This is a genomic window from Colwellia echini (assembly GCF_002843355.2).
Classification (GTDB): Bacteria; Pseudomonadota; Gammaproteobacteria; order Enterobacterales; family Alteromonadaceae; genus Colwellia; species Colwellia echini.
Map to the genome: position 1 here is coordinate 69,568 of NZ_PJAI02000008.1, position 14,119 is coordinate 83,686.

The 14,119-nt window shown below is 37.4% G+C and carries 8 protein-coding genes; 4 read left to right on the forward strand and 4 right to left on the reverse strand.

Translation table 11 applies throughout. From position 1 onward, the window contains the following. The first annotated feature begins 497 nt into the window (after positions 1–497). Both CWS31_RS08825 and CWS31_RS08830 read left to right on the forward strand, forming a co-directional pair. On the forward strand, positions 498–3,266 hold the full coding sequence (locus tag CWS31_RS08825) for a TonB-dependent receptor (protein ID WP_101344854.1): 2,769 nt from the start codon (positions 498–500) through the stop codon (positions 3,264–3,266). 142 nt (positions 3,267–3,408) lie between these two features. Further along, entirely contained in the window at positions 3,409–4,899 is a 1,491-nt protein-coding gene (locus CWS31_RS08830) for a tryptophan halogenase family protein (protein ID WP_101344855.1), read from the forward strand. Between the two features lie 178 nt (positions 4,900–5,077). On the opposite strand, the gene polA is transcribed toward CWS31_RS08830, so the two are convergent. Continuing rightward, positions 5,078–7,888: a DNA polymerase I gene (gene polA, locus CWS31_RS08835; protein ID WP_101344856.1), complete on the reverse strand. Its 2,811-nt coding sequence runs from the start codon at positions 7,886–7,888 to the stop codon at positions 5,078–5,080. An 869-nt stretch (positions 7,889–8,757) separates the two neighbouring features. Here polA and CWS31_RS08840 point away from each other — a divergent pair. Then, a complete protein-coding gene (locus CWS31_RS08840) occupies positions 8,758–10,500 on the forward strand; it encodes a polysaccharide lyase family 7 protein (RefSeq protein ID WP_101344857.1) in 1,743 nt (580 codons plus the stop codon). Positions 10,501–10,646: 146 nt separating this feature from the next. Here the strand turns inward: CWS31_RS08840 and CWS31_RS08845 are convergent, their stop codons facing one another. Both CWS31_RS08845 and CWS31_RS08850 read right to left on the reverse strand, forming a co-directional pair. Then, positions 10,647–11,963 carry an ABC transporter permease gene (locus CWS31_RS08845; RefSeq protein WP_101344858.1) on the reverse strand — a complete coding sequence of 439 codons (1,317 nt, stop codon included), beginning with the start codon at positions 11,961–11,963 and terminating at the stop codon, positions 10,647–10,649. A 4-nt stretch (positions 11,964–11,967) separates the two neighbouring features. Continuing rightward, positions 11,968–12,669: an ABC transporter ATP-binding protein gene (locus CWS31_RS08850; protein WP_101344859.1), complete on the reverse strand. Its 702-nt coding sequence runs from the start codon at positions 12,667–12,669 to the stop codon at positions 11,968–11,970. A 109-nt stretch (positions 12,670–12,778) separates the two neighbouring features. Here CWS31_RS08850 and CWS31_RS08855 point away from each other — a divergent pair, with 109 nt between their 5' ends. Further along, positions 12,779–13,546, forward strand: a complete 768-nt coding sequence (locus CWS31_RS08855; protein ID WP_246143448.1) for a DUF3299 domain-containing protein — start codon at positions 12,779–12,781, stop codon at positions 13,544–13,546. Positions 13,547–13,614: 68 nt separating this feature from the next. Here the strand turns inward: CWS31_RS08855 and CWS31_RS08860 are convergent, their stop codons facing one another. Beyond that, entirely contained in the window at positions 13,615–14,010 is a 396-nt protein-coding gene (locus CWS31_RS08860; RefSeq protein WP_101344860.1) for a MerC domain-containing protein, read from the reverse strand. Positions 14,011–14,119 lie beyond the last annotated feature (109 nt).

A 14,119-nucleotide genomic window follows, 5' to 3' on the forward strand; every position in this document is an offset into this window, starting at 1 on the left:
TCTGCTCTACATCACAGTCAACAAGCAATTATGCATACGTATTCAAAAGTATAATTTTTACACACAAAAGTCTCCTTCCTTAATTAAAAGTAATTATAGAAATAATTAAACATCCACTACCTAATACATATTCATCTTACCACTACCCACAGCTCAAAATAAAATACTAACACATTGTTTAATATAGTTTTAACTTCTACACTTAGGAGGTTATTTACAAACTAACGCTTAATTTTTTGTTAATTAAAATGCTAACCTAAAATTATTTTACCTAACGTTCATAGCTATTTTTAGTTTTGGTTTTTAGCAGTAATACTCGTCGCATCGATATTTTGAATACGTATGCATCGTCTATTATTAGCAAGATTAGCGCTTTATATTAAGTTATCCATTCAACATGAATGGTTACAAATAATTACTAACATAAAACAAACAAAAATTATCAGTGCGGATCACTGAAAAAATAGCTGACATGGATGATTTGGGGAGAACATATAATGTTAAAATTCAAACAAAATAAATTAACGCTAGCACTACTTTCAAGTGGCCTAATCGCATTAAGTACGCCTACTTTTGCAGAAGAAACCGAAGAACAAAAAGCTGATGCGGCATCATATCAAGCAGAAAAAGCTGACGTTGAAGTAATTCAGGTTAAAGGCCTTCGTGGCAGTATCGTTGAATCAATCAATACTAAACGCTTTTCATCAAGCGTTGTAGAAGCTATAACCGCAGAAGACATAGGTAAATTACCTGATTCATCAATTGCAGAAACTATTGCTCGTTTACCTGGTTTAACTTCACAACGTTTAGACGGTCGTTCAAGTCGTGTAAGTGTTCGTGGTTTCAGTGAAAACGAAAGTGGTACAACATTTAACGGTCGTGAACAAGTTTCTATCAGCGATAACCGTGGTGTTGAATTTGATTTATACCCGTCTGAAGTAATGTCAGCGGTTACTGTTTATAAAACACCTAACGCCTCAATTGAAGCAGAAGGCATTGCCGGTGTTATTAACTTAGAAACTATCAAGCCTTTAGCCCAAGACGAACGCATTATTCAGTTCAATGCCCAATACGAAAAAACCAGCTTTGATAAATTAAATCCCGATGGCGATGACTCAGGATTTCGTGGCACTTTCTCTTATTTAGATAAATTTTTAGATGATACTTTAGGTGTAGCTATTGCTTACAACACTATGAGTTCACCAAACCAAGAAAAACGTTGGGAATCTTGGGGCTACCCTGATTTTGAAGTTGATGGTGAAAACTTCTCAATGCTAGGTGGCGCAAAACCATTCGTGCGTTCTTCAACGTTAGATCGTGATTCAACCATGTTGGTTATTGAATCAGCACCAACTGATGAATTATTAATGACGTTTGATGCCTTATATGTAAATTATAAAGATCATAAACGTTTACGTGGTATTGAAATTCCATTTGCATGGGGGCAAGGTACTTTATCTGCCGATACAGTAGACCCTGAAACAGGGTTTATTACTAGCGGCGGCACTGACGGACAACGCCTTTTAGTACGTAACGATTTTGAAGATCGTGATGCAATCATGCAGGCATATGGTTTTAATGCTGAATATGAAATGACGATTAACACCACCTTAGAATTTGATGTGAGTTACTCACAAGTAGATCGCGATATTTATTCGGTTGAAAGTTACTCAGGTACTGGCCGTGGCGACGATCAAGGCTTGGCTGATAATTTAACTTATAACTTAGAAAGTGGTAACTCTGGTGCAAAATTTACCCATGAAATAAACTACGCAGATTACGACTTAATTCAATTAGGTGGTCCATTAAGTTGGGGTAATGGTAATAGTGTGCCAAGTGATGGACAAGATGGTTTCATCAACACACCAACAATTGATGACGAGTTATATACCTTAAGACTTGCAGCAACTACGTCACTTGATAATGGCTTTATTGATAGTATTGGTTATGGTTTGTCTTATCGTAACCGCGATAAAACAAAAAAATCTGAAGGTTACTACATGACCTTGGATGTTTATCCAAACACACTCATCGTGCCAGAGCAGTATCGTGAAGGCACAGTGAATTTAGACTTTATTGGTATGGGCAATGCAATCGCCTATAACACTAAAGGTTTAATTGACGATGGTTACTATAATTTAACCAAAGAAAGTTTAACTGATCCTAAGCATGAAAATAAATCTTGGTTGGTATCAGAAAGTATCACTTCTGCTTATTTACAAGCGAATATTGATACTGAATTATTTGGCCTTGCTTTAACGGGTAATATTGGTGGTCGTTACATATATACAGATCAATCATCACAAGGTTCAGCATATACTGTTAATGATGACGGGTTAGTTGTTGGTATACCAACCAATGTTGCTCATGATTATTCAAACTTTTTACCAAGCTTGAACTTGTCATTACAAGTGGCTGAAAACCAAATGGTTCGTTTCGGCGCAGCACAAACTATTTCTCGTGCTCGTATGGATGAAATGAATGCATCGATTGCCGCTGAATACAATGATACCCCAGATGACAATGGTAATTTTTGGGCCGTTTCAGGTGGTAACCCAGAACTTGAACCAAAAGAAGCGACTGGTTACGATTTAACTTATGAAAACTACTTCAGTGATGAAGGTTACTTCTCAACGGCTGTATTTTATAAAGATATAACCCAGTGGATTTTTGATGGTGCTTATGAAATTGATATGACTGGTATTAATGATCCTGCAACTGGAGAATTACCAGCAACAAGTACCGGTACTGCTACAGGTAAAGTAAATGGCGGTAGCGGTGACATGTGGGGTTATGAATTAACACTTGCCCTACCACTTAAAGTGTTCCATGAAAGCTTAGAAGGTTTTGGTGTAAACTCGAGTTACACCAGTATTAGTCAAAATATTACAGACCAAAATGGTAATGAATTTGACCTTCCTGGCTTATCTGAAAGCATTGCTAGCGTAACGTTTTATTATGAGCGTGATGGTCTACAAATACGTGCAAACATGCGTTCACGTGAAGACTTTAAAGGCGATGTTTACGGCTTAGGTTTTGACACCGTACAAGTAGATATCCAAGGCGAAACCATTTGGGATGCACAAATTGCCTATGACTTTGGTGATGCCGGTTTCACCTCTTTAGATGGTTTGTCGGTATCGTTTAGTGGTGCTAACTTAACTAATGAACCATTTGTGTCAACCAGTGGCGATAACAGTTTGCAAGTTCGTGACTACCAAGACTATGGTAAATCATATTTACTTGGCTTTACTTACAGAATGTAAGCTAAGCTTAAGTTAAAGTAATTGAAGATTTAAAGCCCTTGTAATAAACCATTGCGAGGGCTTTTTTATCTATACTGAAAAATGAACAAACGCACATGAACTAACTCACATAAATTAACAAATAAAAAACCGAGGAAAGTTAATGCATAACAAACATATCAAGAATGTTGTCATTGTCGGTGGTGGCACAGCCGGTTGGATCACCGCGTCATTGCTGGCAAAAATTATTGGTAAAGCCATTAATATTACCTTAATTGAGTCTGATAAAATTGGCATTATCGGCGTTGGCGAAGCCACCATACCGCCAATCATAAACTTTAATAATGCCTTGGGTATTGATGAAAATACTTTTATTAAAGAAACCAAAGCGACAATTAAACTCGGCATAGAATTTGAGAATTGGAAGCAAAAAGGCGACAGCTATATGCACGCTTTTGGCTCTATTGGAAAAAGCTTTCCGTTTTGTGACTTTTCGCATTATTGGGTAAAAAGCTTACAAAATGGTGATGATTCTAGCTTATGGGATTACTCGTTAAATTATCAGGCAGCTAAAAAAGGCAAGTTTGCTAAATTACCACATATTGAAGGCACCACTTTACCAGGCCTTGCTTACGCTTATCACTTTGATGCCAGTTTATATGCACAGCTTTTACGCCGCTTTAGTGAAGCCAAAGGCGTCACTCGCATTGAAGGTACCATCAACAAAGTTAATGTCAATCAAGATGATGGCAGCATTGACAGCGTCACCCTTGAAGATCAACAAAAAATTACCGGTGACTTATTTATCGATTGTACCGGTTTACATGCTTTATTAATTGAAAAAACACTAAATACCGGCTTTGAAGATTGGTCGCATTGGTTACCATGTGATCGCGCTATGGCAGTCCCTTGTGAGTCTGTCGATAAAATCACACCTTATACTCGTTCAACAGCGCATGATGCTGGCTGGCAATGGCGCATTCCGCTACAACATCGTATCGGCAATGGTATTGTCTATTCCAGCAAGCATATGACCGACGAACAGGCTAAAGAAACATTATTAGCAAACTTAGACGGTAAACCATTAGCTGAGCCAAGGGCAATTCCGTTTAGAACAGGGCGTCGCCTAAAACAATGGCATAAAAATGTTATAAGTATTGGTTTATCTAGCGGCTTTTTAGAGCCGTTAGAGTCCACCAGTATTCATCTTATTCAAACCGCCGCCATTCGTTTAGTGAAAAATTTTCCACATAACGGCATTAATGACGAAGAAGTGACTGAATTTAATCGACAGTCACGTATCGAAATCGAAAAAATTCGTGATTTTATTATTTTGCATTACAAATTAAATGAACGTAACGACAGCGAGTTTTGGCGAACTTGCCAACGCATGGATATTCCTGACACTTTACGTGAAAAAATAGCCTTGTTTAAGAAAACAGGTAAGGTATTTAGAGAATATGATGATTTGTTTGCTGAAGTCGCGTGGCAACAAGTTATGGTGGGTCAAGGGATCACGCCTGAAGATCACCACCCGCTGGCGGATAACTTAACAGATGAGCAACTACGCGACTTAACGACTCATTTAAAAATGATCATTAATAACACAGTCGATAAATTACCTAGTCATGAGGAGTTCTTGGCTAGTTTATAATGTCGCACATACCGTCTAAGTGATAACTTCTTTATATGAAATGTTATAAACCCAAGTCATAGTGAATGTAGCAACAAAAAAGGCAGTAACTCAGTATATATAAATGAGTTACTGCCTTTTGTTTTCTATAGTTAATCAGTTATTTTTGACTAATCACTAGATGATAAATTGTTTGTAGTTAGTGCGCTTCATCCCAGTTATCACCAATACCAAACTCGGCAATTAATGGCACACTCAGCTCAACAGCGTTATTCATTAAGGTTACTAACTTTTGCGTAGTTTCTTCAACAATGTCTTGGTGAATTTCAAAAATCAATTCATCGTGCACTTGCATGGTCATTTTTATGCGAACATCATTTTGTGCTTCAATCCATTCATGAACTGATAGCATAGCTTTTTTAATGATATCAGCAGCCGTTCCTTGCATTGGCGCATTGATTGCTGCTCGCTCTGCCGCCTTTTTACGCATACCATTCTTAGCATTAATGTCAGGTAAATATAAACGACGACCAAAAATGGTTTCAACATAACCTTGCTCACTCGCTTGTTGACGAGTGTCTTCCATGTAAGTTAATACACCTGGGTAGCGTTGAAAGTATTTGTCTTGATATTCTTGCGCCTGCTGACGACCAATATTTAGCTGTTTAGCTAAACCAAACGCAGACATACCGTAAATTAAACCAAAGTTAATCGCTTTAGCGCTTCGACGTTGATCGGTTGTTACTTCATCAAGATCAACCGCAAAAATTTCTGCTGCGGTAGCCTTATGAATATCTTTACCTTCACTAAAAGCGTTAACTAAGCCTTTGTCGTTTGATAAATGCGCCATAATACGTAATTCAATTTGCGAGTAATCGATGGCGACAATCTTGTGATCTTTAGGGGCAATAAACGCTTGGCGAATTTTACGACCTTGCTCACTACGAATTGGAATGTTTTGTAGGTTTGGATCGGTTGAAGATAAACGCCCCGTTGCAGTAACTGCTTGATGATACGATGTATGCAAACGACCTGTTTTTTCGCTTACCATTAACGGCAATTTATCTGTGTAAGTGGATTTAAGTTTACTTAAGCCACGGTTTTCTAAAATAACTTTAGGTAAAGGATAATCAAGAGCTAACTCTTGCAGCACTTCTTCTGCTGTAGAAGGTGCGCCTTTTGGTGTTTTTTTGATGACCGGGATTTTTAATTCTTCAAATAAAATCTCTTGTAATTGCTTTGGTGAACCTAAATTAAAGCTTTTTCCAGCTAAGTTATGGGCTTCAATTTCTAGCTCATCTAAACGCTGCCCTAAACTAAAGCTTTGATCCGCTAAAACATCACTGTCAATTAATACGCCGGTTTGCTCCATTTTCGCTAGCACTGCTAACAACGGCATTTCAATATCAGTAAATACACTAAGTATTGAAGGCGTTTGCGCTAACGCAGGGAAAATAGCCTGATGTAAACGTAAAGTGATGTCTGCATCTTCGGCGGCGTAGTGACCAGCTTTTTCAATATCAATTTGATTAAAGGTTAATTGTTTAGCACCTTTGCCTGCAACATCTTCAAAATGCACCGTTTTATAATCAAGATACTTAAGTGCTAGAGCGTCCATATTATGACGCGTAGCAACACTGTTATAGCAATATGACTCGATCATGGTATCAAAATCAATACCCTGTAATTCAATATCGTAATGGCTTAATACGTTAGCGTCATACTTAAGATTTTGACCAATTTTTTTAATGATTTTACTTTCTAATAAAGGCTTTAATTGTGCCAGAACCCAGTCTTTATCAAGTTGCTCTGGTGCACCCTCATAATCATGAGTTAATGGTACATAAGCAGCTTTACCTGCCTCAATAGCGAATGATACGCCGACTAACTCGGCTTTCATGTAATCAACACTGGTGGTTTCGGTATCAAAAGCAAAAGTACCACTGCCTTGCAGTTTTACTAACCATTCATTGAATAATGCTTTATCAAAAATAATATCGTATTGACTTTGCGCTACTTCAACAGCTGTTACTTCTGCTGCGCTCTCTGTGCTTACTGTGGCTGATTTAGCAGCGCCTGATTTAGCTTTACTGTCAGTAGCAGCGCTAGCTTTATCGCCATTACCAAGATCGGCAAGTAAGCGTTTTAATTCATATTTAGTGTATAGCTCTGTTAATGCCGCCACATCAGGCTCACCAGCGGCTAATTCGCCTGCTGTTTGCTCTAATTCAACATCACACTTAATGGTTGCTAATTGATAAGATAAAGGTAATTGCTCTAGCGCATCACGTAGGTTCTCACCAATTTTACCTTTCACTTTGTCAGCATTAGCAATAACACCTTCAAGCGTTTCGTATTCTGCTAACCATTTAACCGCGGTTTTAGGGCCACACTTAACAACACCTGGAATGTTATCCACTTTATCGCCCATTAAGGCAAGGTAATCTATAATTTGATCAGGGCGAACGCCAAATTTTTCACTAACGCCGGCAACATCCATGGCCACGTCTGTCATGGTATTAATTAACGTAACATGCGGCGTAACTAGTTGCGCCATATCTTTATCGCCTGTTGAAATTACCGTTTCAATGCCTAACTCATCCGCTTGCTTTGCTAACGTACCAATAACGTCATCAGCCTCAACATCAGGGATCACTAATAAAGGTAAACCCATTGCCGTAATAATGTCGTGTATTGGTGCAATTTGGCTACGTAAATCATCAGGCATTGGCGGACGATTAGCCTTATATTCTGGATACATATCATTGCGGAAGGTTTTTCCCTTGGCATCAAAAATAGCGATAATATTGCCGTTAGGGTAGTCTTTTTTCAAACTCCGAAACATATTTAACACACCGGTAATGGCACCTGTTGGTTGGCCATCAGCGGTTGAAAGTGCTTGTAAATAAGGGACGTGATAAGCACGAAATAAATAAGATGAACCATCAACCAATATTAAGGGAGATGAGACGTTACTAAGGGTATCGAGAGTAGTTTCAAGAGTTGTCATAAAAGTACGCGGAGTGACTAAATAAGCTAAAGATAACTAAGCATGCCACAAAGCGAAGATTGGCTCCACTTTATCAGTGCGTTTTATTATTCACTTTAATGGTGCAGTCTGTGGATAACCTTGTGATCAAGTACGAAAAATAGCCAGTCAATTGCGCAATGCAAAGCTGGCGATTAAAATACAAGGATATGTTTTCATTGAAAAAAGCGGGACTTTCTAGCTTTAAAATACACAATGTTTTTATTTTTATTGTTTGTGGATAATTTTATTATCACGGTTATTTTTTAGTTGTACGAAAAACCAACTACGGAAAATAACGAGGTAAGAGATTATCAGAAATAGGGATGATTACCAGCAAATTATTAAACTTTTTTTACAGATTATTTACACTTTAAAATAACAAAAAAACATAAGCGAGTATTGGCGCTAGTTAGCAACAGATTTACGACAATAATAATTTAAAATTAATAGAAAAATATTTTTTGAACTCTACTTTCTTAACGCTAATGATTAACTTACTTTAACGCTTATTGCTTATTTCGAAACTTATTATTTGATGATACAACCAATAGCGCTAAGCCAAGTTGAATCACATTACCAAATAACAACAACCCATATTACCAATTATTTTAATAAACTAGGTAATAGAATAAAATGTAACTTCATAATAACCTTATATCTAAGCTGTTGTTATTAATAATTATAAAATTCTCTCGATAAAAACGAAGAACTTCGTAAACAAATAGACAAGCTAAATTAGGTATTTAATTATGTAATTAAAATGTAATCATCCGTTTTATTTTCATATTAATTGCTTTCATACTCAGGTAATATCTAGGTATAACGCAGTAATTAGTAGAGTAAATATAATGATAATAAAAAATTTAGTAGCTTTTTCATTAGTGGCTTTTCTAGCCGCTTGTAGCGAAGATTCTATAAAAGAAATAGTAAATGACCTAGAAGATAATGATACCGTGATTGTTGATGATGGTAATACCAATGATGAGGGTGATGGTAATACCGATAATAATGATGATAGCACTGGCGGCTCTGACAACAGTGGTACTGATACAGGCGGCTCCGACAACAGCGGTACTGATACAGGCGGCTCCGACAACAGCGGCACTGATACAGATGACTCAGGTACTACGCAATGTATAGATGAGCAATACACTATTGCTTCAGCAACTGATGACGGAAGTCATAATAAGGCTGGCACCGACGCAAGTGAAGGCCCTGAAAATACTATTGATAATAATACCGCTGATGAATCTCGTTGGGCATCTGCTGGTATTGGTAAAGAGATAGTTTTCGATTTAGGTGAAGCTAAAGACTTATCTGCATTACAAATAAAGTGGTTAAAAGGCGATAGCCGTAATAGCTATTTTGATATTCAAACATCAACAGATAATAGCGTGTGGGACTCTGCATTAACGGCACAAAGCTCAAGTGGCTCTGACACTAGTTTTGAAGTGGTTAATTTACCAGAAAGTGTCAATGCACAGTATTTCAAAATTATTGGTAATGGCAACTCTGAAGGCGGATCAAACTGGAACAGCATTATTGAAGTAACCGCACATAAATGTGAACTAGATTCTCCTGTTGAAGCTGATAAACCAGAAGATGTTACAGATGGTACCTCACCGGGTGATGAATTTCCAACACCGGCAGAAACGCCATCAGCTGTTTTGACTTATGACTCGCTCGATAACACAAAGGCTCCATCAGATAATTTTGACTTATCGTACTGGTACCTAAGTGTTCCGACAGATACCAATAATGATGGTAAGTCAGATAGTATTTATGAACAAGCGTTAAATGCTGGTTACGAAGATGAAAACAAAGAGTTTTTCTATACTGCTGCAGATGGTGGCATGGTATTTAATTGTCCTATAACTGGCTATAAAACATCAACAAATACAACCTATACACGTGTTGAATTACGTGAAATGATCCGCGCTGGCAACACATCTATTGATACTCAAGGTGTAAATGGCAATAACTGGGTATTTAGCTCTGCGCCTATTGATGCACAAAACAATGCCGGTGGCGTTGATGGCACCATGAAAGCAACACTCGCTGTTAATCATGTCACAAGTATTGTTGAAAATTATGTAGAAGACGGTAAAAACAAAACCAGCGACTATCGTGTAGGTCGTGTTGTCATTGGTCAAATTCATGCTGGCGATGACGAGCCTATTCGACTTTATTATCAAAAACTTCCAGGTAACGATAAAGGATCAATTTATTTTGCTCACGAACCAGCTAACGATGCTATCGATGAAATATGGGTTGAAATGATCGGTACTCGTTCAGGTTCAAGCAATCCTTCTGACGGTATTGCACTTGATGAGAAGTTTAGTTATGAAATTAACGTTAAAGGAAATATTCTAAGCGTTAGTATTTTACGCACTGGTAAACCGACCATTACTAAAACTATTAGTATGAATGGAAGTGGTTTTGATGTGGCTGATGATTATATGTATTTTAAAGCCGGTATTTATATGGCTGATAAGTTAGCAGAAGATGTAAGTGCCTATTCATCATCAAGTAATAGACCTGATGAATATGCTCAAGCAACTTTTTATGCTTTAGAAGTAACCCACGATTAAATTTTTGATTCGTTAATCTTTTAATAAAAGTACAGCACATTAACAATAGATAAAATGGCTAACCTAAGTAATTAGATTAGCCATTTTTATTTTCCCAACGTATAAATGATTACATATTTAATGGGATTGTTATTTTACCAAGTTGATTAAAGAAAAATTTTATTCGATGCGGACTGCCTATAACACATTATCGAGGGGATCATCGCAACCAGTAATGATGCGGTAATAATAATTCCAAGTAAATATAAGCTACTTGTAGAGAATATATTAATACTGATATGTAGCCCCAGATAAGACACTAAGTAACTTTGTGCGAAGAACAAACTTAAGCTCAATAAACCTGCCCCGAATATAATACTTATCACAGCAATTAACAGCGCTTCCAACTCAACCAATAAAAACAAAAACATGGGCGAAGCACCAATCACCCGAAGTAATTGAATTTCTCGGGTACGCTCTCTAATTGACGATAACAACATAGCACTCACGCCTAAACACGCAGACACAAACACTAATGCCGACACTAAAAGTAAGGTATTCTCTAAAATAGACATCATTTGCCAAAGCTCAGACAAAGCAATACCTGGCAGTATTGCTAGCATAGCCTCACCAGTAAAGTTATTAATCTGCCGCTGTAACTGAAAGGTTGTTATTTTAGACTTTAAGCCAACCATAATCGCGGTAATACTTTGGGGCTGCAACTTCGCAAATACGGCATCTTGATGTACTTTTTCATCGACATGAATAGATTCATCGTGATGATGATCTTTATCTGCAGAATGCTGGTGCAAGTGAGGTTTATGCTGATGACCTAGGTGTGAAGAATTGCCATCAAGGTGAATGGCTTCAATACCTTGCAAGCTAACATGTAAACTATTATCTACTGGTGTTCCGGTTGGCGATAAAATACCCACCACAGTAAACGGATTATCTTTGTGTAAACTGAAGCTGTTTTTTGCCACACCGTGACTCAGTACTAACGTATCACCCAATTTATAACCCAACTTTTTCGCAACCTGAGCGCCCAAAACCACATCAAATACGTTATTAAACGCAGCACCTTTGGCAAAATGTAAACGTTGTTTTTTGCCGTAACTAAAATGCTGGAAATAATCAACCGTAGTACCGAGCACCCTAAAACCTTTATGAGAATCACCAATAGATAACGGTACCGCCCATTTTACTTTCGGGTTATCGGCAATAGTCTGATAAGACTGCCAACTTATATTATTGGTAGGGTTACCAATCTTAAAAACAGAATAGAGTAATAAATTCAAACTACCTGTTCGCGCGCCAACAATTAGATCAACCCCCGACACGGTATTTGAGAAACTTTCTTTGGTTTGATGGCGAATATGTTCAACACCCAATAGGATAAAAATACTGACCGTCATTGCCATTAATGACAATGCAATTGAGCCTTTACGATCACGTAAGCTTTTCAGAGCAAGGTTCATCAACATTAGGCTATTTTCCTTGGCTGTCTTTTAATGCATCAATTGCGGCAATGTTAATAGAACTTAACGCTTCAACGCGATCAAAATAAGGAGCTAATGACATATCATGGCTAACAAACAATAAACTAATACTGTGCGCCTCAACCATCGACATTAACAATGTCATAAATGCATCACGGTTTTCTTGATCAAGTGAGGAAGTAGGCTCATCCACAATCAATAATTTAGGTTTATTAATTAATGCACGGGCAATAGCTATGCGCTGCTGCTGACCAATACTTAAATCACGTACTGGTTTGCTGCAATTTTTTTCAGCCATATTTAACTTTGTTAATAAATTCTCTATGGCTTGCTGCAATATTGGCTTAGGTAACGATTTAGAAAAATAATTAGCTAGTTTAATATTATCGATAGCATCAAGGAAAGGAATTAAGTTAAACGATTGAAATACATAACCAATATTATCAGCGCGAAACTTATCACGTTGACGATTACTCATCTTGTCTAAACGTTCGCCCAATACCGTAATTTCACCTGTATTACTTGTTAACATGCCACTTAACAAACCTAATAAGGTCGATTTACCGCCACCAGAAGCGCCATGTATAAAACATTTTTCTCCCTCAGCTAACGACCAAGAGGGAATATTTACCACCGGACTAGATGATTGCTTAGCATAACTAAAACAGACGTTATTAAGAGAAATTACCATAATTAATTCATTACTCTGATTGTCATAAACAGTTTAATTAACAGATGATACTGTGTATCATCTGTTAATTAAACCCCGTTTTCTATCCCTTTAACTCGATACTATTAATATGCTGAAACTGTTAACCACAACCTTAGTGACCTGCTTATTCACCTTAATGATTTCTGGTTGTGAACAACCAACAGAAGACGTTACCGCTAAAGAGCCAAGCATGGCAACGAAATCTGTCGACGTAACACCTAGCACCAAAGTATCTGGCGAAAAAACACCATCAGCAACAGTCTCTTCAAATGATACATCGGCAGAAAATATACAACCGGCATTAGTCCCTACAGACTTTATATCTGCTGATTGGGTTGATTTAATGCCCAAGGATGACTTAGAGGCGCTATTAAACCCGCCAAGTTACCTCGATGAAATAGCCGATGGCTCTACTGAAGACGAACTAGCTGACAAATTTAATAATACCAATGACGCAAAAAATAATAATGAAACAAGTACTGAAGCTAGCGATGAGAGTTATCAGCAAGCATTATCATCTACCCGGGTTATCACTGCACTGAATAATGTACCTATTCGACTTCCTGCGTTTATTGTGCCACTTGAGTTTGATGAAGAGCAGAAAGTAACTCAGTTTTTTATGGTGCCATATTTTGGCGCTTGTATTCACTTACCGCCACCACCACCGAATCAAACAATTTTTGTTAATTACCCAAAAGGCATAAAACTGAATTCGATAAGTGATCCTTATTGGTTTTCGGGAATATTAAAAACATCGCTGATTGAAAATGAAATGGCTACTGCAGCTTATACCTTAGACGTTCATGCTTTTGAACCTTACACAGAAGCAGCTGGTTATGATGACGACTCTTATTAATTTAGAGCTCGTTAATCACTTAAAGTAATACTGCAATCTTATTAGCTATTTACCGCTAAGGTTTGCAGTTAATGCTTACACTTAACGTCTTGTTGACAGCGTTTAAAATTCTGCCAATGCGCGATAGAAACAAACATAGCACCAAATAGTGTTAATAGTTTTTCTCCTGACTCACCAGCAATTTCATGACCAAACAATACCGCTAATATCATCAAAACCAAACCTAAAACGCCCCATGCAAGTAGGTAATAATTTTTATGCTTTTTACAGCCTAATGTTAAGGCATAGGTACTGATAGGAATAACCGCTATTAACATCCACAAATGAAAAGCTTCGTTTTGCAATTGTAAAGCACCTAAACTCGGTAATAACACCAATATAAGTGGTAGTAGTAAGCAGTGTATTGCGCATAACATTGATATGCCTATGGCGATTTTATCAGTAACTACTTGTGTTGATTTCATATTTATCTCTTAATTTATCTAAATGCGTTGCTTATTTACGAGACTAGGCTTGGTTTATTTGTATCGTGATCAAATTATGTAATGCCTCGTTGGCATTAGGTTTATTGCT